Below are 19,923 nucleotides of genomic sequence, written 5' to 3' on the forward strand. Positions count from 1 at the left end.
TTTTCCTATATTTCGCACTGCTAATGGACCCTTTTCGGGCCCCCTCGGGGGAGACGGACGGGCCTGCGGCAGGGCAAATAACTGGCTGACTGATAATTGCACAAATCCGGAATTCCGCTTCGGGATTTGAGAATGCATAAGAAGGCGACATGCCCGGAACCGTGCGAAACGCAGAAAAGGCGTTCCGGCGGAAGGAGGAAAGTGTAAAATGACGAATTTTTAATAAAAAATAAACGGACCGGACGACCGGAGGGAAACCGGCGGGCACGGACCCTGCGGGAAAGCCCCGGACCGGAAGAGGGAAAAAAGAAGAAACCAGAAAAAACACAAACTAATAAAAATTCAACTAATCAAATCATTTATCTAAACACAACTATGAAAAAATTCCTTATTTCGTCGGTTGCCCTGTCCGTATTGGGAACCGTTAATGCGTTCGCGCAGGAGGCAGCCGCCGCAGCTGAAACTCAGGTCGCAGGCGAAAGCATGCACCACGTGATGATGCAGAAGTTCCTCGAAGGTGGCTGGGAGTGGATGCTTCCGGTGCTTCTCTGTTTGGTCGTCGGTCTGGCCGTAGCCATCGAGCGCGTACTCTACCTGTCGCTCTCGACGATCAACTCGAAGAAGCTCGTCGCCAGCGTGGAGGAGGCTCTGAAGAACGGCGGCATCGAGGCTGCCAAGGAAGTTTGCCGCAACACGCGCGGCCCGATCGCTTCGATCTACTATCAGGGTCTGGACCGCTACAACCAGGGGCTCGACTCGGTCGAGAAGGCCGTCGTATCGTACGGTTCGGTTCAGACCGGACAGATGGAGTCGGGTCTGACGTGGATCGGTCTGTTCATCGCCCTGTCGCCCATGTTGGGATTCATGGGTACCGTAGTCGGCATGATCCAGGCATTCGACCAGATCCAGGCTGCCGGCGATATCAGCCCGACGCTCGTTGCCGGCGGTATCAAGGTCGCCCTTCTGACGACGCTCTTCGGTCTTATCGCTGCGGTTGTTCTTCAGCTGTTCTACAACTATATCGTTTCGAAGATCGACTCTCTGGTAAACGATATGGAGGATTCGTCCATCACGCTGATGGATATTCTGACGGCTTACAACAAGAAATAATCCAACGCTAAAGATTCGAAAGCAATTATGAAAAAGATACTTAACATAATGCTGGGCATTCTGATGGTGATCACGGCGGTCCTTCTGGTCTACGCGATCGCCACCGGCGGCTCGGATGCGGCCATCAGCGCGAACCTCATGTGGAGCTACTTCCTCCTGGTGTTCGGCATTGCGGCCGCCATCTTCTGCGCCGTCTTCGGAATGATCCAGAACCCTGCGGGCATCAAGGGGACGATCCTCTCCCTGGCGCTTATCATCGTCGTAGTCGGCGTGTCGTACTTCATCGCCGCCGGCCACACGGTGAACATCGTCGACCTGCAGAACAACGATTTCTTCCCGCGCAGTGAAACCGTAATTACCGAAACGAGCGTCCTGGTGGCCTATGTCGCCGTGGTCGCAGCGTTCCTGACCGCCGTGGTGACGGAGATCTGGGGCGCCTTCAAATAATGGAGTGAACGATGGCTATTAATAAAAGAAAGGTACAGGAAATCAATGCCGGTTCGATGGCCGACATCTCCTTCCTGCTGCTTATCTTCTTCCTGGTGGCCACTACCATGAACACCGATACGGGTCTGATGCGTATGCTTCCGCCGATGCCTCCCGAGAACCAACAGCAGGAGGAGATCAAGGTCAAGGAGCGCAACCTGTTCCTGGTGCTCATTTCGGGCAGCGGCAACATCATGGCGGGAGTTCCGGGCAAGCAGGAGCAGATCGTGCTCGGCCAGTTGAAGGATATGGCCAAGGAGTTCATCACCAACCCGATGGACGACGAGAACCTGCCCGAGAAGGTCGATCGCGAGATCGACATGGCCGACGGCAGCAAATGGACCTATCCGGTAAGCGAAGGCGTCGTTTCCCTGCAGACCACCCGCGATACGGGCTATCAGGCCTATATCATGGTGCAGAACGAGCTCACGCGCGCGTTCAACGAGGTGCGTGACGACGTGGCCCAACGCAAATTCGGCGCAAAGTTCTCGGAGCTCAACGAGGATCAGCGCAATGCAGTGTCCAAAGCAGTGCCCCTGAAGATTTCGGAGGCCGAACCGCGTAACATAAAGAAGTAAGCTATGGCAGTAATGAAAAAGAAGGGCGACAAGAGTCTGCCCCCTATCTCGACCGCATCGCTTCCCGACGTGATCTTCATGATCCTCTTCTTCTTTATGGTCTCGACGACCATGCGCGATCAGGAGCTGCTGGTGAGATACAAACTTCCCGAAGCGACCGAAGTGCAGAAGCTGGAGAAGAAATCGCTCGTCAGCTACATCCACATCGGTCAGCCGACGCTGGCCATGCAGGCGCAGTTCGGAACCGCTCCGCGCATCCAGTTGAACGATTCGTACAAAACGACCCGGGACATTCTGGACTTCGTGGCCGCCGAGCGCGACAAGCTCAGCGAAGCCGACCGCGCTTCGATGACGGTGTGCCTCAAGGCCGACCAGTCCACGAAGATGGGTATTGTGACCGACGTCAAGCAGGAGCTGCGTCGTGCCAACGCCCTGAAGATTTCCTATGCGGCAGCCAAGTCGCTGGGTTATTGATCCGGAGACCGGAAGAACTCTCAACGGAAAGAGCAGGCCGTTTCGGTCTGCTCTTTTCTTTTACCCGAAAGGCGCCTCGCCCCGTTCCTGCCACCGTCCGGACACGGAGGACAGGACGACGGTCCGGAACAATCCGGCACAATCCGGCACGGAAGGCGTCCATCCAAACCCGGGAACAGGCCCCCAAGGCCCCATACGATCCAATCGGAGCAACGCGGCGAAGGTCGAAACACTCCTCCAACAGCCACGACATGCAGACACCCGGCAAACAAACCCCGAAAAACACAAGCGCCCCGCTACCGGAAGGTTCCGGCTCACAACAAAGATACGGACGGCAGAATCCGCTGTCCGAAAAGCCATCCGGCAGAAAATCCGCCGACAGAAAACCGTTCGGCGGGGCCCCGGCGGCGAAAGCTCCCGGACGGCAAACGGCTTTCCGGAAGGGACCGTCCGTCTTCTTCTTCGCACGATGCCGGAGGGCGTCAGAAACCGAACTCCAGTTGGTCGATTTCGTGGTTGAAGGTCAGGCGATGGTGCGGCGTAAGCCCGAACTCGCGGATCGCCAGCCGGTGCTGCCGGGTGGGATACCCTTTGTTCCGCGCCCAGCCGTATTGGGGAAACTCCTCGGCAAGCCGGTACATATATTCGTCGCGGTGCGTCTTGGCGAGCACCGAAGCCGCCGCGATGTCGGCGTATTTGCCGTCTCCCTTCACGATGCAGCGGAAAGGAATTCCGAGCCGCGTGCGGAACCGGTTGCCGTCGATGGCCAGAAACGCCGGTGCAGGATCGAGCCGCGCCACGGCCAGCGACATTCCCTCGAACGAAGCGTTCAGAATATTGATCTCGTCGATGCGTGCGGCCGACACGGCCTCGACCGCCCAGGCGACCGCCTCCCGTTCGATGACGGCCCGCAACCGGTCCCGGTTCCGCTCGGTCATCTGTTTCGAATCGTTGAGCTGCGGATCGTGGAAATCGGGCGGCAGAATCACCGCGGCGGCGAACACGGGTCCGGCCAGACAACCGCGCCCGGCCTCGTCGCATCCCGCCTCCGTCAGCTCGTACTGAAATTGATTCTCCAACATAGCGATGCAAAAATACACAATATTCCGGCATTTTTAGCTACATTTGCCACGATACGTCCATACCGTCATGAGATTCGACATCGCCCGACAGCCGCTCGTTCCGGCTTTTCTGACCCTCCTCCTGATTGCCGTCGTCGCAATGCGGGGAGCGGATCCGCACGCCCTGCCGGACCGGATCATCCCACCGACGACGGACTGTGCGGCGGCAAGCGGAACGGAAACGCCCCCGGCCGCGCTCCGGGAGCGGAACGATGCCCCCGGGACGGAACCTGCGGAGACGGAAAACGTCCGCCCGGGACTCGCCGTGCGGATGCCGGCGGTATGGTCGTCGCAATTTCAGCACAACCACCCGGGATGGGCCCGCTGGATCGGCGGACTGCTCCTGATCTTCGGCGGCATGTGCACGGGGAGACTCACCGTGCGCAACAACCTCTACTCGGTCGGAACCTGCCTCGCCATCCCGCTCTATGCCATCGCCGCCTGCGCTCCAGGATTCGGAGGAGACTTCCTGACCGCACTCGCGGGCGCGGCCCTGCTGGCCTTCGCCACCAAGAACTACTGCCGCTCGTTCCGCAACGGATACGCCTTCGACGCCGTGTTCCGGGCTTCGCTCTATCTCGGAACGCTGCCGCTGCTGCTGCCCGCGGCCCTGCCGCTGGCGGCCGCCCTGCCGCTGGCCGTGCTGATCTTCCGGCGGACGCTGCGCGAAGCGGCCGTGGCCTGCGCCGGGCTGCTGCTGCCCGCCGCCGCGCTCTGCTACATCAACTGGGGAGCGGGCGGGGAGTTCTCCGCTCCGCTTTCGTATCTCGGAACCGCTTTCCTCGCCGGCAGACCGCTCGCGCTCTTCTCCGCGCTGCCCCTGCCGAACCTGCTGCCGACGGCCGCGATCGGAGCGCTCGGGCTGCTCGCCGCGCTGTTCGTCCTTTCGGACCTCTACGCCGTCGGCACGAAGCCCCGGTTCATTCTCATCTACAACATCGTTCTGCTGGCGCTGACCGCCGCCGTCCTCTGCGGCCCCGGCGCCGTACGGACCGACACGACGCTGATCGCCGTGCCGGCCGCCATCCTGCTGCCGTTCCTTTTCGTCCGGATTCACCGGGCCATCGTCTGGCCGCTCTACCTGATTTTACTCGCCTTTACCCTGATCTCATCCATTTTACAATAATCTATTTAGTCTGCATGATAGTCAAAACGGGCGCATTTAGTTAAATTTGCCTTTTTGTGCTATACGCTATGGTAGATTAAAAAGTTTTAATTGTATATTTGAAGTTGAACAAGGTGACGCAACGCTCTGTTCAAAAAAACTTAAATTACAATTAGCATGAAGAATTCAATGACTTCATCGGCACAACAGCCGATGATCGTGAAGTATTTAGAATCGCTTCACAACGGAATCCAATCCCAGATCCTCTCGCGTTACGCAATCGGTTACATCCTACGCGGCACCAAATACATCTACGACGGGGATAAACGTCAGACACTTTCGCGCGGCGACGTCTTCTATCTGGGCATCGGCCACCACTATATCGAAAACGTGCCCGAAGGAGGACAACCCTACGAAGAGGTACTCTTTTACTACACGCCCGGGGACCTGCAACGCATCCTCATGCACCTGAACATCACCTACGGGCTGAACATTTCGAACGAGCATTCGTGCGAAAACTGCCGCAACCGCACGCACGTCGCCATGCCCGCATGGAACTCGCTGCGCAACTTTTTCATCAATGCGAACAACTATCTGCGCGACGAGGAGTGCCGCCACGACGAGACCGGCGAGAGCATCAAGATGACCGAACTGATCTATCTGATCGCCTCGCACGAGGATTGCTGCATCAAGAGCAAACTGCTGAGCAACATCGACGCGGCGAAGGAGAACTTCGAACAGATCATCTACGACCACATCTTCAAGGACATCTCGATCGAGGAGCTGGCCAAACTCACCAACCGGTCGCTGACCTCGTTCAAGAAGGAGTTCCGCCGCCACTTCCAGATGCCTCCCCACAAGTGGTACATCCGCCAGCGGCTGATGCACTCGCGTCTGCTGCTGATCTCGACGTCGAAATCCGTCTCGGAGATCGGCAACGAGTGCACCTTCCCCAATACGTCGCATTTCATCAAGCTCTTCAAGAAGGAGTACCAGATGACACCCGCCACGTACCGCCACCGCCACCTCTCGACGCCGGACAGCGAACCGAAGCCGGTCATGCGGCAGGTGCAGGAGAACGAGGCGATCCGCGAGGCGCTTTAATCAAAAACTTATAAATTCGTAGTTATTCAAAATTTTTAATTACGATTTGCGAACGGAACACGCCCCGTTTTCGGAAAAACCTCCCGAAAAATTTGGTTTTTCGTAAAATTCGGATTACTTTTGTTTCAACGAATGTGGGATTCCCACTCTCATTAACCTAACTAACCTAACCAGAGAGGCCCGATACCGCCCGGTATCCGGCCTCTTCTTTCGTCCTCCGCCGCCGGCCGAATCCCTCCCGGAAGCGCATGGGAACGGGAAACCGCCGTTCCCGGCCGCACACCGCTCCCGCCCCCTTCCGGGCCGTGCCGGGAAACCGGCCCGCCGACCGCCGCGCCCTTCCGTCTCCCGGCCGTGCAAGAAAAAGGGCCGATCACAAGGAATATCCGATATTTTTTCTTATTTTTGCATCAATTGGAAAATAATGAACTTAAATGCCGAAGTTTTATGACAGGGCGGACGCACTGAAAAAACCCGGATGGCTGAAGATCCGGCTCCACCGTACCCCGGAATGGGCCGAGGTGCGGCATATCGTCGAGAAGCACAGGCTGCACACGATCTGTAGCAGCGGCATGTGCCCCAACCAGGCGGAATGCTGGAGCCGGAGGACCGCGACCTTCATGATTCTGGGCGACATCTGCACGCGGGGCTGCCGCTTCTGCGCGACCCGAACGGGACGTCCCCTCGCCCCCGACGCCGGAGAGCCCGCCCGCGTGGCCGAAAGCGTCGCACTGATGAAACTCCGGTATGTCGTCGTAACATCCGTGACGCGCGACGACCTCCCGGACGGCGGCGCCAGCCATTGGGCCGCCACGGTGGAGGCCATCCGCTCGCAGAATCCCGACGCCGTAATTGAGCTCCTTATTCCCGATCTCGACGCCCGCCCCGAACTTTTGGACGCGGTCGCGGCGTCGAAGCCCGACATCATCGGGCACAACATCGAAACCGTCGAGCGACTGACCCCCGTGGTGCGCTCCAGGGCGAAGTACCGCACCAGTCTGGAGACGCTGCGCCACCTCTCGGAAGAGGGTGTCGTGACGAAAAGCGGACTGATGGTCGGACTCGGCGAGAACGATGACGAAGTTTTGCAAACACTGCGCGACCTGCGCGAAGCGGGCGTGCGTATTGTAACACTCGGTCAGTACCTTCGGCCCACTCTGGAGCACTACCCCGTAGCGGCGTACATCACTCCCGAAAAATTCGAATGGTACAGACTCCGAGCGCTGGAGATGGGCTTCAGCTATTGTGCGAGCGCGCCGTTGGTGCGGTCGTCGTACATGGCCGAAGAGGCTCTCCGGAGCGTGAAAGGGTTGCAGCGATGAAAGTCTCCTTCCGGGACCTCGGACAGATGGATTACAAAGCCTGCTGGGATTTGCAGCAGACCCTGTTCGACAGCCTCACGGCCCGCAAGCGGCCCGCGGCCGATACCGTCCGGAACGCGACCGGAACAGAGGCTTCCGCGGCCGATGCCGCCCGGGAAACGGACGGAGCGGCGATCCCGGCGGAGGATGCCGGCACGATCCTTCTGGTGGAGCATCCGCCGGTCTATACGCTCGGCAAGAGCGGCCGTGCGGAGAACCTGCTCATCCCGAAGGCGGCGCTCGAAGCGATGGGCGCGAAGTTCTTTCACATCGACCGCGGCGGCGACATCACCTTCCACGGCCCGGGGCAGTTGGTCTGCTACCCGATTCTCGACCTCGAACGGCTCGGGATCGGCCTGAGGGAATACATCGCCTCGCTGGAGGAGGCCGTGATCCGCACGACGGCCCGCTACGGCATCGCCGCGGGCCGCATCGCAGGCGCTTCGGGCGTCTGGATCGGCGAGGGGGCCACACCGGACGGAGAGGGACGCCTGCGCAAGATATGCGCAATAGGAGTGCGTTCGTCGCGTTATGTCACCATGCACGGGTTCGCGCTGAACGTCTCGACCGACCTGAGGTGGTTCTCGCGCATCAACCCCTGCGGATTCACGGACCGCGGCATGGCGTCGATCGCCTCGGAAACGGGACGCGAGGTCCCCATGAACGAAGTCAAAACACGGGTTTTGACCCATTTAAGCGAGATATTAAATGTTGAAATATATAAATAACAATTCGTATGCCTACAGAAAAACGCTGGGTAGTGAAGCCTCAGGGCGACCCCGCGACGGCAGCCATGCTCGCTGCCGCGCTGCGGATTTCGCCCGTGCTGGCCAATCTACTCGTACAGAGAGGCATAGACACCGTAGAAAAGGCGGACAAGTTCTTTAAACCCAACCTCGCGGACCTCCACGATCCGTTCCTGATGAAGGACATGGACAAGGCGGTCGAGCGGGTCGAGCGCGCCGTGCGCGACCACGAGAAGATCATGGTTTACGGCGACTACGACGTGGACGGCTGCACGGCCGTCGCGCTGGTTTACAAGTTCCTGCGCCAGATCGGGCACAAAAACCTGATGTTCTACATTCCCGACCGCTATACCGAAGGTTACGGCATTTCGGTCAAAGGGATCGACCTCGCGGCCCGCAAGGGCGTGGGGCTCATCATCGCCCTGGACTGCGGCATCAAAGCCACGGAAAAGGTTGTCTATGCGAAGACGAAGGGCGTGGATTTCATCATCTGCGACCACCACCTCCCGGCCGAGGAGATTCCCCGCGCCGTAGCCGTTCTGGACCCCAAGCGGGTCGATTGCTCCTACCCGTTCGACGAACTGTCGGGCTGCGGCGTGGGCTTCAAGCTCGTGCAGGCCTATGCGCAGCGCAACGGCATCCCCTTCGAGCAGATCCTGGACCTGCTGGACCTGCTCGTCGTGTCGATCGCCTCGGACATCGTGCCGCTCGTGGGCGAGAACCGCATCCTGGCCCACTTCGGGCTGAAGAACCTCAACCGCGAACCGTCGAAGGGGCTGCTGTCGATCATCAAGATCTGCGGACTGGACAAGCACAACATCACCATCGACGACATCGTATTCAAGATCGGCCCGCGGATCAACGCCGCCGGACGGATGCGGATGGACGAGAACGACGAGAACGCCTCGCCCTCGGGCGGACATGCGGCCGTCGAGCTGCTCATCGAGGGCAACGAAAGCGTCGCCGAGGAGTTCGGCAACGTCATCGACTCCTACAACCAGGACCGCAAGTCGATCGACCGCTCCGTGACGCAGGAGGCGCACGACTACATCGAGCGCAACCCCGCGATGAAACAGCTCAAGAGCACGGTGATCTACAACCCGCGCTGGATGAAGGGCATCGTGGGTATCGTCGCCTCGCGCCTGATCGAGACCTACTACCGCCCGACGGTGGTGCTGACGATGAGCAACGGATTCGTGACGGGCTCGGCCCGCTCGGTTCCGGGCTTCGACCTCTACCAGGCCGTCGAGTCGTGCTCGGACCTCCTGGAGAACTTCGGCGGACACATGTACGCCGCGGGGCTGACGATGCGGCCCGAAAACGTCGAAGAGTTCACGCGGCGCTTCAACGCCTACGTCGAGGAGAACATCGACCCGCAGATGCTCATGCCGCAGGTGGACATCGACAGCGAGCTGCTCTTCTCGGACGTCACGCCGGCCTTCCGCCGCGATCTGAACCGCTTCCAGCCCTTCGGGCCGGGCAACGTGTCGCCCGTGTTCGTGACCTACGGCGTGAGCAACCACGGCGACGCCAAACTGGTGGGCATGGAGCGCGAACACCTGCGCATGGACCTCATCCAGCGGCAGAAGCCCAACACGCGGCTGCAAGCCATCGCCTTCCAGCAGCCCACCCACTACGAGTGGGTCCGCTCGGGACGGCCGATCGACGTCTGCTACCAGATCGTCGAGAACCACTACCGCGGCACGGTCACCACGCAGTTGCGCGTGAAGGACATCAAGCCGGTGCTGAACCGGTAAGACACCCGCCCCGGAGAAAGACCGGAGAAAAAAGGAGGGGGAGGAAGGCGTATCCGAAGGGACATCCCGTCTTGGCGGCGGGGTGGCGTCCGGAACCGTCCCATACTACGTTTCCGCCCTGCCGCAAGGAATTGCGGCAGGGCGGAAACGTATGATCCGGCCCCGTTCGGACGGCGCGGCAAAGGTTATCTCCGAAGGGCCTCTTCGCCCTCCGAAGGAACGATCCGGCCCAGGAAGATGCGCGAGAGGTTGTCGTACAGTGCGGCGTAGATCGTCCCGTCCGCGCCCACGCACATCGCCCGGATGTTCCAGTCGGTCGTGATCCGCTCCAGCGCATGCCCGTCCCAGTCGAACACGGCGATCCGGTGGAATTGCAACGGTCGCCGTTCCACCGGGGTTTCGAAAAACTCCTTCACCCGAAGCTCCCCGTCGTAAGGAGCGTAAATCCGGTCCCGCGTGGCAAAAAGATCGACGAAACAATTCACCTCCCGCTCATCGAAAGCGAATGCCTCCCCCGTATTCACGTGCGGTTCGACCAGATAACGGGTCGCCAGCGGCTCAATTCCCCGCTCCAGGGAAAAAGTCTCCAAAATGCCTCCCGTCAGCGTCCCCACGGCCAGCCGGCGACCGTCCGGAGAGACGGCGAAAGGCGGAAGCCCGTAAATCCGCAGCAGAATCTCCCTGTCCACGGCCGGATACGTATCGTAACGGGAAACGACCCGATTCCCGGCATCCTTCAACTCGAGGCGGGAGATCGTCTCCGTATGTTCGTTCTTCACGACTGTACGGTTCATATAAAGCCGTTTCCCGTCCAGCGGAACGATCGCCCGGCAACAATCGGGCATTTCATAACGCTCCGTGGCGACCGCCGCGACACCCCGTGCAAGCATCGAGTCCGCATGGACCGTCAGTACGTTCCGCGCCCGGTAATCATAGCACGTGAATACCCCGTCTTCTCCGAGATGCGCATTGAGGAGCGACACGGCCTCCCCCGGACCTCTTCCGTTCCGCACGAACCCGCACAACGGCTCTCCGCTGCGTTTGTCGAAGACATGAAACAGGAAGCCCCCTCCCGACCCCTGCACGATCAGCACCGGACCGTATTCCCATATATCGGTAACGTTCCCTACCGGCAGTTCGCCGGTCAGCAATTCGAACTTCCCGCTGCGTTCGCATCCAAACTCAGGCGGCGCATACAACGGACCTTCCTGTGAAGAGCACCCGCCAAGACACGATAGAATCAAAAAAGACGATACGACTTTGCAATACATCGCCATTTTATTTATCGAATTACTACAAAATGCGTCCCTCCACAAAAACATCGACCTCTAACATCTGATGCAGGGCCACCACTAAACGACCCTGTTTCCCAAATACCTTGACAAGACAAACACATGGCAGCACATTTATATGCAGTACTTAACCCTAAACAATTTCCAAACACCAAACCGGAACTTTCATTTCCATTCAATTCTTCGTCTAACGTTAATGCTTCAATATTAGCCATTAATAATCTATTCTGATTATTTAAGCTATAAAAAAAAGAGATTCCACTTATAACTATAAACACAGCAATCAATACAACCAAATTCTTTTTCATAACTTTTATTTTATAAATTTTATGTCTAAAAATACAATAAAATCATCAAAAAATACAAATATTTTTTCAAAAAGCCCATTGCATCAATAAAAGAAACGTTTTACCGCATCACAGCCGGATAATCCGCGCCTCGTCGTCCGCGGCGGGTAGCGGCGCGGGCCGGAAATCCGAATAACCCAGCGCGACGGCGCAGAGCGGCTCGCACCCTTCGGGAATCGGCAGGAACGTCCGCAGGTAGTCCGCGGCCCGCTCCCCCTCGGGATCGTCCTTGCGGCGGGGACGGCCGTCCACATGGACCCAGCACGAGGCGAGCCCCTCGTCCACGCAGGCCAGTTGCAGCACTGTGGCCGAAATCGCGGCGTTCACCCGCCACAGGTCGCTCGCCGCGGTGTCGCCCAGCACGACGACCGCCAGCGGCGCCCCCTCCATGAAGGCCGATCCGTAATCGCGCATCCCGGCCATGCGGGCTATCAGGTCGTGGCGGTCCACCACCAGAAAACGCGTCGAACGCGAATTGCGGGACGAGGGGGCCGTGAGGGCTTCGGCGAGGATGCGGTCCACGACCTCGCGGGGCACGGCGCGGTCCGAGAACCTGCGGACGCTGCGGCGTGCGGCCATCAACTCTTTGAACTCCATAATCGGTAGGTTTTAAGACTCTTTTTGCAAAAATAGTGAAAAAAGGGTATATTTGGAATTCCAAAAACAGGAGAATGACGATGGATTTCAGATTCACCATAGCCCTCATCTACGATTTCGACGGCACGCTCTCGCCGGGCAACATGCAGGAGTACGATTTCATTCCCGCCGTGGGCAAGAGCAACAAGGAGTTCTGGACCGAGGCCAACACGCTGGCCGAGAGGCAGGACGCCGACATGGTGCTGACCTACATGGCCCGCATGATCCAGGAGGCCAAGTCGAAGGGGCTGTCGCTGCGCCGCGAGGCGTTCCAGGAATCGGGCCGCCGCGTGACGCTCTACAAGGGCGTCAGGGAGTGGTTCGCGCGGATCAACGCCTACGGCGCACGGCGCGGCATCCGCATCCTGCACTACATCAACTCCTCGGGGCTGAAGGAGATCATCGAGGGAACGGAGATCGCGCACGAATTCCGCAAGATCTACGCCTGCTCGTTCCTCTACGACGTGGACGGCATCGCCTACTGGCCCGCCGTGGCGGTCAATTACACCAACAAGACGCAGTTCATCTTCAAGATCAACAAGGGCGTGGAATCGGTCTTCGACTCGAAGCTGGTGAACCGCTACATTCCCGAAAACGAACGCCCCGTGCCGTTCCGGCGCATGATCTACGTCGGCGACGGAACCACGGACATCCCCTGCATGCGGCTGGTGAAGAACTTCGGGGGCCATTCGATCGCGGTCTATAACCCCGACCAGAAGGGGGCGCGGCGCGAGATGGCCTCGCTCATCCACGACAACCGCGTGAGCCACGTCTGCCCGGCCGACTACTCCGACGGCGCGGAGATGGACGTGCTGGTGAAGACGATCATCGACAAGATCGACCTCGACGACCGGCTCGAACAACTCGAAGCGGTGAAGTGACGATGAAGCCCCTCCGACTGCGATGGCTCCGCACGGCCCTGCTCGGCTACTCCCCGGAGTGGACGGCAGGCGTCCGCAGACACCCCGGCCTCGCCGCGGCGCTGCCCGCCGCGACGATCGGCTGCGCCTTCGTGCCCTATGCCGGATTTCCGGCGCTCGCGGCCGCGGCGCTGCTCTGCGCCGGACTGTACGCCCGCAACGAACCGCTGCCGCTCCTGCTGCTCTGCGAATGCAGCGGCGCGCGGCTGCTGGTGCGCAAAATCGGCACGGCATGGCGCAACTACTTCCTCGCCGCGCTCCCGGCGGCCGCGCTGACCGCCGCACTCCATCCCCGGACCGCCTGGCTGGCGGCGCTCTGGCTGCCGTTCGCCGCCCTGCTGCTGGCCTATGCCGTACTGGCCAAATACGCCCGTTACGATCCGGCTATCCCCGAGACGCCGCTCCCCGCGGCCACCCGGCTGGGATTCGCCGGATTCCTCGTCCCGGTGTTCCTCCCCGTGACGCTCTGCCTCACGGTGAGCTACGCCGTGCGGGCCGAAAGAAACCTCGACCGCTACCTCTATGATTACGATTGACTCGCTCTCCGTCCGCCGCGACGGCCGCACGCTGTCCGACGGCGTGACCATGCACCTGGCCGAAGGGGCCGTGCACGGGTTTTCCGGCACGGACGACGCGGTGTGGACGGCGCTGTTCGACGCCCTTTTCGGGCTCGTCCGCCCGGACGCGGGCGGCGTCACCCGCTTCGGACGTCCCCTGCGGCGGAGCGAGACCGCCTATCTGGAGCGCAGGATACGCTTCTTCGACGGCCTGACGGTCCGCGACCTGCTCGACCTCACGGCCCGCCGCCATCCGGGTTCCGACCCCGAAACCTGCATCCGGCTGCTGGGACTTCCTCCCGACCGGCAGTTGACCGCGCTGCCGGCCGCCGTACAGCGGAAGACGGCCCTCGCGGCGACGCTCATGCAGCGCAAACCCGTCCTGCTGCTCGACGAACCGTTCGACGGCCTCGACGCGGAGAGCCTCGAAGCCGCCCAGCGGCTCATCCTGCGGCGGCAGGCCGAAGGAGCCACGGTGCTCGTCGCGTCGCGTCTGCTTCCGGCGCTCGAACCCGTCTGCGACGACATCCGCCTCACGGACGGCGGCCGCATCGCCGCCGAATACCGGCGCGGCGAATATGCCCGCGCCGGGCAGGAACTGGAGCGGCTCTTCGCCCTGCGCTACGGCGTGACGACTTCCGGAAAAATCAGTTAGAAAAACCGATATGAAGATCATCTTTGCAACCAACAACGCACACAAGCTCAAGGAGGTGCAGGCCGTTCTGGGCGACGGCTTCACGCTCGTGACGCCGCGCGAATGCGGCGTCACGGAGGAGATTCCCGAAGAGCAGGAAACCCTCGAAGGCAACGCTTCGCAGAAGGCGCACTACCTCCACGACCGCACCGGGTGCGACTGCTTCGCCGACGACACGGGCCTCGAGGTCGAGGCGCTCGGCGGCGCGCCGGGCGTCCATTCGGCCCGCTACGCCACCGACGGGCACGACTTCGCCGCGAACAACCGCCTGCTGCTCCGCAACCTGGAGGGCGTCGCGAACCGCCGGGCACGTTTCCGCACGGTCATTTCGCTGATCCTCGGCGGCGAGGAGCGCCTCTTCGAAGGAATCGTCGAAGGACGCATCATCGACCGCGAAACCGGACACGAAGGGTTCGGATTCGACCCGCTGTTCGTGCCCGACGGCTACGACCGCACCTTCGCGGAGATGACCACCGAGGAGAAAAACGCCGTCTCGCACCGCGCCCGCGCCGTGCGGAAACTCGCCGACTATTTGCATTCCATCGGGAAATAGGGTATCTTTGCCGCACTATGGAAGGCAGAAACTACACGAAGGAGGAGCGTTTCGACGCCGGCAGAGTCGAAGCCCTCAAGCACCACTACGCCGAAATCCTGCGGCTGCTGGGCGAAGACCCCGCCCGCGAAGGGCTGCTCAAGACGCCCGAACGGGTGGCCAAGGCGATGGCGTTCCTCACGAAGGGATACGACGAAGACCCGCTCGAGATCATCCGCTCGGCCACCTTCCGCGAGGAGTACCGGCAGATGGTGCTCGTCAAGGACATCGAGCTCTACTCGCTCTGCGAACACCACATGCTGCCCTTCTACGGCAAGGCGCACGTGGCCTACATCCCCAACGGCCGCATCACGGGCCTCTCGAAGATCGCCCGCGTCGTGGAGTGCTTCGCCCGCCGCCTGCAGGTGCAGGAGCGGCTGACGGTGCAGATACGCGACTGCATCCAGGAGGCGCTCGACCCGATGGGCGTGGCCGTGGTGATCGAGGCCAGCCACATGTGCATGCAGATGCGCGGCATCGAGAAACAGCAGTCGGCCACCACGACCTCGGCCTTCACGGGCGTCTTCCTCTCGAGCCAGCGCACCCGCGAGGAGTTCATGACGCTCATCTCGCACCGGTACCGGTAACCCGTCCCGAACCGAACCATACGGAAGCCCGCAATATCTTGCGGGCTTTTTCCGTTTGCAGGATGAATCCCGCCCGCGAGGGGCGCTGCGGCGAAGTTCCTGCCGCCATGCGAGAGGATACGGCCCCGCGAAGACAAGGCACAGCCCGCGAAGGCCGGATTTAATATCTGAAAATCACCTCTTTATACGCAAAACGGGCGCAAAGTCCGATTCCACGCCATCGGGGAACAGAATTTGAAGCGACCGAAACGACAGTAAACCAACAAAAATCAAACAACATGATCGTCAAAAATTTACGCTACTCGGCAATCGCACTCGCGGCAATCGCGTTCTGCTCCTGCCAGAAAGAGCCCTCGACATCGGATCTCCACAGGGATTATCTGGTCTATACCGCCCGAGACACCGGGACGGACTTCGCCGCCATCGACACCTATTACCTGCCCGACAGCATCCTCATCATCGGCAACAGCGACCGGACCGAATACTGGAAGGACGCCGACGCCCTGCAAATCGTCGGCACGGTGGCCGACCGCATGGAGGAAGCCGGCTACACGCGCACCGACGACAAGGAGACGGCCGACGTCGGCCTTCAGTTGAGCTACGTGGAGAAGGTGACCTACTTCGTGGGGTACAACGACCCCTACTGGTGGTGGTACTACCCCTACTACTGGACGCCCGGATACTGGGGCGACTGGGCCGGATGGCATTACCCCTACAGCGTTTACTACGGCTACACGGCCGGATCGCTGCTCATGGAAATGGTCGATCTGGAGGCCGACCGGCAGAGCGGCAAGAAACTGCCCGTCGTCTGGGACAGCTTCATCGGCGGCCTGCTGACCCCCGACGCGGCCCTCAACCTGCAACGCACGCTCGACGCCGTAGAACAGGCCTTCGTGCAATCCCCCTATCTGGCAAAATAGTCCGAAATCCGAAAATTCATCCGATTATGAAAACAGCGAAATACCTCAAGACCATCGCCCTCTGCGCCGTTACGGCCTTCGCGGCCCTCCCGGGCAAGGCGCAAATATTCCCGAACACCTATATCAATGTCGATTGGCAGGTGGGCGTACCCCTCGGCGGCAGCTTCGCCGACAAAGCCTCGGGCTGGGGCATGAATTTCGAAGGCGGCTACTTCGTCACCCCGGCCGTCACCGTCGGCCCGTTCATCTCCTACCAGACCAACCTGGAGAAGATCCCGCGCCAGACGATCACGCTCGGCAGCGGCAACTCGCTGACGACCAACCAGAAACACGCGCTGTTCCAACTGCCTTTCGGCATCGCGTCCCGTTACAACTGGTTAAAGGACAGCATCTTCCAGCCGTATGCCGGACTGAAGCTGGGCGCCAGCTACGCCGAAATGTCCTCGTATTACTACGTCGTCAAACAGTACACCGACACGTGGGGATTCTACCTCTCGCCCGAAATCGGCGTGAGCATCTTCCCCGACCCCGGCTACCGGCTCGGTTTCCACGTATCGCTCTATTACAGCTATGCGACCAACAGCGGCGACCTGCTGGTCTATTCGGTCAATAACCTCAACAACTTCGGCGTCCGCGTGGGTATCTCCTTCTGACACCGCCCGCGACACTTCCGTCCGCACGCCGGCCCTTCGCATGAAGGGCCGGCGTTTTCCGTTCCCGGCGGCGGTCGTCCCCGTCCGGAGAATAAAAAAATTTCCTCATAATACAAAATAATACTACTTTATTATTTCATTGTAAATATATTTATTATATTTGCAGGGTATATAAACAAATTTAGCCACTAACCCGAGGACGCCTCGAAATACAGTTTTGTATGGAAATGTCGAACCGAAGAAATTTTCTTAAAAAAGTCGCCGTAGCCGCCACCTCGGCCATCGTCGCACCCGAACTGCTCCAAGCCGCCACGAAAGCCGAATCCGCTCTGTCACAGACGGCTGCGGCCCAAGGCGCAGGCAACCTGATCGTCCCCAAAGAGGGCGGGCTCCGCATCACGGGCACGTTCCTCGACGAAATCTCGCACGACATTCCCCACCAGAACTGGGGTGCGAAGGAGTGGGAGGCCGATTTCCGCCACATGAAGGCCATCGGCATCGACACGGTGATCGTCATCCGTTCGGGATACCGCAAGTTCATCACCTACCCCTCGCCCTATCTGCTCAAACAGGGGTGCTACATGCCGTCGGTCGATCTGATCGACCTCTTCCTGCGGCTGGCCGAAAAATACGGTATGAAGTTCTATTTCGGCCTCTACGACTCGGGCAAGTACTGGGACACGCACGACATGACGTACGAGGTCGAGCACAACAAGTACGTGATCGACGAGGTGTGGAACATGTACGGACGACGCTACAAGAGTTTCGGCGGCTGGTATATCAGCGGCGAGATCAGCCGCGCCACGAAGGGGGCCATCAGCGCCTTCCATGCGATGGGCAAGCAGTGCAAGGAGGTTTCGGGCGGGCTGCCCACCTTCATCTCCCCGTGGATCGACGGCAAGAAGGCCGTCATGGCCAGCGGCAGCAAGCTGACCAAGGAGCAGGCCGTTTCGGTCGAGCAGCACGAACGCGAGTGGGACGAGATTTTCGACGGCATCCACGACGTGGTGGACGCCTGCGCCTTCCAGGACGGGCATATCGACTACGACGAGCTGGACGCCTTCTTCACGGTGAACAAGAAGCTCGCCGACAAATACGGCATGCAGTGCTGGACGAATGCCGAGTCGTTCGACCGCGACATGCCCATCAAGTTCCTGCCCATCAAGTTCGACAAGCTGCGCATGAAGCTCGAGGCGGCCAAACGCGCCGGATACGACAAGGCCATCACCTTCGAGTTCTCGCACTTCATGTCGCCCCAGTCGGCCTACCTGCAGGCCGGACACCTCTACGACCGCTACAAGGAATACTTCAACATCCGCTGACCCATGGAGACACGCACCAATACGGGCTACGTCGCGTTCCTGTCGGTCGTGGCGGCCATCGGCGGCATCCTGTTCGGATACGACACCGCCGTCATTTCGGGTACGATCACCAGCGTCGAGACGCAGTTCGCGCTCAACGCCATGCAGGTGGGCTGGTACGTCGGCTGCGCGCTGATCGGGTCGATCGGCGGCGTGGCCGTGGCCGGCATCCTGAGCGACCGCTTCGGCCGCAAGCTCACCATGCTCCTCGCCGCCGTGCTGTTCACGGCCTCGGGCATCGGCTGCGCCGTCTGCGGCGACTTCACGCAACTGGTCATCTACCGCATCCTCGGAGGCATCGGCATCGGCGTGGTGTCGATCGTCTCGCCCATGTACATTTCCGAAGTGGCCGTGGCCCGGTGGCGCGGCACGCTCGTCTCGCTCTACCAACTGGCCATCACCATCGGCTTCCTGGGGGCCTACCTCGTGAATTTCCAGATTCTCAGGGCGGCCGAAACGGCGATCTACGACTCGCCGTGGATGCAACAGATCATGGTCACGGAGATGTGGCGCGGCATGCTCGGCAGCAACGCGCTGCCGGCCGTGCTGTTCTTCGTGGTGATCTTCTTCATCCCCGAAAGTCCCCGCTGGCTGATCCTGCGCAACCGCACGGAGGGGGCGCACGCCGTACTGCAACGCATTTACCGCTCGTCGGAGGCGGCCGACGGAGAGATCGCCTCGATCCGCAGCGCCGAAGCCGCGGCGCCGAAGTCCGAATGGCGGGCGCTGACGTCGCCGGGAATGCGCAAGGCGCTTCTGATCGGCGTAGCGATCGCCATGCTGGGGCAGTTCATGGGCGTGAACGCCGTGCTCTACTACGGCCCCACGATCTTCGAGGACGCGGGACTTTCGAGCGGCGATTCGCTCTTCTCGCAGGTGCTCGTGGGCGTGGTGAACATGCTGACCACCGTCCTGGCGCTCGTCATCATCGACCGCGTGGGCCGCAAACAGCTGGTCTATTGGGGCGTGTCGGGCATGATCCTCTCGCTGCTCTGCATCGGCGTTTACTTCCTCGCCGGAGCCGCCTGGGGGCTTTCCCCGACCTTCCTGCTGGTCTTCTTCCTGGCCTACGTCTTCTGCTGCGCCGTGTCGATCAGCGCCGTGATCTTCGTGCTGCTCTCCGAGATGTACCCCACGCGCATCCGCGGACTGGCCATGTCGATCGCCGGGCTCTCGCTCTGGGTCGGAACCTACCTGATCGGCCAGCTGACCCCCTGGATGCTCGAGACGCTGACCCCCGGAGGCACTTTCCTCCTCTTCGCGGCCATGTGCGTCCCCTACATGCTCATCATGTGGCGCGCCGTGCCCGAAACCACGGGGCGTTCGCTCGAGGAGATCGAACGCTACTGGCAGCAGAGCAAATGAAAAACGCAGATAATTTTTAACCGCAACAATATGGATTTTCAACATTTGGCCGACCAATACCGGTCGGAACTCATGGACAGCGTACTGCCCTTCTGGCTCGAACATTCCCAGGACAAAACCTACGGAGGATACTTCTCCTGCCTCGACCGCGACGGAA

Annotated in this window: 22 protein-coding genes and 1 pseudogene; 19 read left to right on the plus strand and 4 right to left on the minus strand. The window is 60.4% G+C overall.

What is annotated here, in order from left to right; genetic code table 11:
• Nucleotides 1-375 precede the first annotated feature (375 nt).
• From KB554_RS10615 to KB554_RS10630, 4 genes are read left to right on the plus strand one after another with little or no spacing between them, the layout of a single operon-like run.
• Nucleotides 376-1,110 (plus strand): MotA/TolQ/ExbB proton channel family protein, encoded by a 735-nt coding sequence (locus KB554_RS10615; protein WP_141428403.1) that lies wholly within the window; start codon nt 376-378, stop codon nt 1,108-1,110.
• Between the two features lie 27 nt (nt 1,111-1,137).
• The gene (locus KB554_RS10620; protein ID WP_141428402.1) at nt 1,138-1,557 is read left to right on the plus strand and encodes a hypothetical protein; all 420 of its coding nucleotides are present in this window, start codon (nt 1,138-1,140) and stop codon (nt 1,555-1,557) included.
• A gap of 11 nt (nt 1,558-1,568) precedes the next feature.
• Nucleotides 1,569-2,174 carry a biopolymer transporter ExbD gene (locus KB554_RS10625; protein ID WP_141428401.1) on the plus strand — a complete coding sequence of 202 codons (606 nt, stop codon included), beginning with the start codon at nt 1,569-1,571 and terminating at the stop codon, nt 2,172-2,174.
• Nucleotides 2,175-2,186: 12 nt separating this feature from the next.
• The gene (locus KB554_RS10630) at nt 2,187-2,648 is read left to right on the plus strand and encodes a biopolymer transporter ExbD (protein ID WP_141429971.1); all 462 of its coding nucleotides are present in this window, start codon (nt 2,187-2,189) and stop codon (nt 2,646-2,648) included.
• 482 nt (nt 2,649-3,130) lie between these two features.
• On the opposite strand, the gene KB554_RS10635 is transcribed toward KB554_RS10630, so the two are convergent.
• Nucleotides 3,131-3,730, minus strand: coding sequence for a ribonuclease HII (locus tag KB554_RS10635; RefSeq protein ID WP_141428400.1), 600 nt, complete (start codon nt 3,728-3,730; stop codon nt 3,131-3,133).
• 67 nt (nt 3,731-3,797) lie between these two features.
• Between KB554_RS10635 and KB554_RS10640 the strand changes: the two genes are divergently transcribed.
• The 5 genes from KB554_RS10640 (at nt 3,798) to recJ (ending at nt 9,842) form a co-directional block, all read left to right on the plus strand.
• Nucleotides 3,798-4,895: a hypothetical protein gene (locus KB554_RS10640; protein WP_211036026.1), complete on the plus strand. Its 1,098-nt coding sequence runs from the start codon at nt 3,798-3,800 to the stop codon at nt 4,893-4,895.
• A 156-nt stretch (nt 4,896-5,051) separates the two neighbouring features.
• Nucleotides 5,052-5,978 (plus strand): AraC family transcriptional regulator, encoded by a 927-nt coding sequence (locus KB554_RS10645; protein WP_141428398.1) that lies wholly within the window; start codon nt 5,052-5,054, stop codon nt 5,976-5,978.
• A gap of 434 nt (nt 5,979-6,412) precedes the next feature.
• Nucleotides 6,413-7,300 (plus strand): lipoyl synthase, encoded by an 888-nt coding sequence (lipA, locus tag KB554_RS10650; protein ID WP_141428397.1) that lies wholly within the window; start codon nt 6,413-6,415, stop codon nt 7,298-7,300.
• Nucleotides 7,297-8,067 carry a lipoyl(octanoyl) transferase LipB gene (gene lipB / locus KB554_RS10655; RefSeq protein ID WP_211036029.1) on the plus strand — a complete coding sequence of 257 codons (771 nt, stop codon included), beginning with the start codon at nt 7,297-7,299 and terminating at the stop codon, nt 8,065-8,067. Before lipA ends, lipB begins: the two co-directional genes overlap by 4 nt.
• 8 nt (nt 8,068-8,075) lie before the next feature.
• Nucleotides 8,076-9,842, plus strand: a complete 1,767-nt coding sequence (recJ, locus tag KB554_RS10660) for a single-stranded-DNA-specific exonuclease RecJ (protein WP_179954797.1) — start codon at nt 8,076-8,078, stop codon at nt 9,840-9,842.
• 185 nt (nt 9,843-10,027) lie between these two features.
• Here the strand turns inward: recJ and KB554_RS10665 are convergent, their stop codons facing one another.
• The 3 genes from KB554_RS10665 to KB554_RS10675 all read right to left on the minus strand — a co-directional run bounded on the left by KB554_RS10665 (nt 10,028) and on the right by KB554_RS10675 (nt 12,078).
• On the minus strand, nt 10,028-10,936 hold the full coding sequence (locus KB554_RS10665) for a hypothetical protein (protein ID WP_211036031.1): 909 nt from the start codon (nt 10,934-10,936) through the stop codon (nt 10,028-10,030).
• 188 nt (nt 10,937-11,124) lie between these two features.
• Nucleotides 11,125-11,442: a hypothetical protein gene (locus KB554_RS10670; RefSeq protein WP_211036032.1), complete on the minus strand. Its 318-nt coding sequence runs from the start codon at nt 11,440-11,442 to the stop codon at nt 11,125-11,127.
• A 108-nt stretch (nt 11,443-11,550) separates the two neighbouring features.
• Complete coding sequence (locus tag KB554_RS10675; protein WP_211036033.1) at nt 11,551-12,078, minus strand: nitroreductase family protein; 528 nt, start codon at nt 12,076-12,078, stop codon at nt 11,551-11,553.
• 80 nt (nt 12,079-12,158) lie between these two features.
• Here KB554_RS10675 and KB554_RS10680 point away from each other — a divergent pair, with 80 nt between their 5' ends.
• The 10 genes and pseudogenes from KB554_RS10680 to KB554_RS13295 all read left to right on the plus strand — a co-directional run.
• On the plus strand, nt 12,159-12,998 hold the full coding sequence (locus KB554_RS10680; RefSeq protein WP_211036034.1) for an HAD family hydrolase: 840 nt from the start codon (nt 12,159-12,161) through the stop codon (nt 12,996-12,998).
• Between the two features lie 2 nt (nt 12,999-13,000).
• On the plus strand, nt 13,001-13,573 hold the full coding sequence (locus KB554_RS10685; protein ID WP_211036035.1) for a hypothetical protein: 573 nt from the start codon (nt 13,001-13,003) through the stop codon (nt 13,571-13,573).
• Nucleotides 13,560-14,249 (plus strand): ATP-binding cassette domain-containing protein, encoded by a 690-nt coding sequence (locus KB554_RS10690; RefSeq protein ID WP_141428391.1) that lies wholly within the window; start codon nt 13,560-13,562, stop codon nt 14,247-14,249. The genes KB554_RS10685 and KB554_RS10690 overlap by 14 nt, the downstream gene beginning before the upstream one ends.
• A 10-nt stretch (nt 14,250-14,259) precedes the next feature.
• Nucleotides 14,260-14,841, plus strand: coding sequence for an RdgB/HAM1 family non-canonical purine NTP pyrophosphatase (rdgB, locus tag KB554_RS10695; RefSeq protein WP_211036036.1), 582 nt, complete (start codon nt 14,260-14,262; stop codon nt 14,839-14,841).
• Nucleotides 14,842-14,858: 17 nt separating this feature from the next.
• Complete coding sequence (gene folE / locus KB554_RS10700) at nt 14,859-15,467, plus strand: GTP cyclohydrolase I FolE (RefSeq protein ID WP_141428389.1); 609 nt, start codon at nt 14,859-14,861, stop codon at nt 15,465-15,467.
• Between the two features lie 278 nt (nt 15,468-15,745).
• On the plus strand, nt 15,746-16,387 hold the full coding sequence (locus tag KB554_RS10705; RefSeq protein WP_141428388.1) for a DUF4136 domain-containing protein: 642 nt from the start codon (nt 15,746-15,748) through the stop codon (nt 16,385-16,387).
• Between the two features lie 26 nt (nt 16,388-16,413).
• Nucleotides 16,414-17,040, plus strand: coding sequence for an outer membrane beta-barrel protein (locus tag KB554_RS10710; RefSeq protein ID WP_211036037.1), 627 nt, complete (start codon nt 16,414-16,416; stop codon nt 17,038-17,040).
• A 221-nt stretch (nt 17,041-17,261) separates the two neighbouring features.
• Nucleotides 17,262-18,362, plus strand: a complete 1,101-nt coding sequence (locus KB554_RS10715) for a DUF4434 domain-containing protein (protein ID WP_211036038.1) — start codon at nt 17,262-17,264, stop codon at nt 18,360-18,362.
• A gap of 3 nt (nt 18,363-18,365) precedes the next feature.
• Nucleotides 18,366-19,766: a sugar porter family MFS transporter gene (locus KB554_RS10720; RefSeq protein ID WP_141428385.1), complete on the plus strand. Its 1,401-nt coding sequence runs from the start codon at nt 18,366-18,368 to the stop codon at nt 19,764-19,766.
• 30 nt (nt 19,767-19,796) lie between these two features.
• Nucleotides 19,797-19,923, plus strand: a pseudogene (locus tag KB554_RS13295) (AGE family epimerase/isomerase); the annotation flags it as partial.

The sequence above is a fragment of the Alistipes sp. Marseille-P2263 genome (assembly GCF_018101075.1).
Classification (GTDB): Bacteria; Bacteroidota; Bacteroidia; order Bacteroidales; family Rikenellaceae; genus Alistipes; species Alistipes dispar.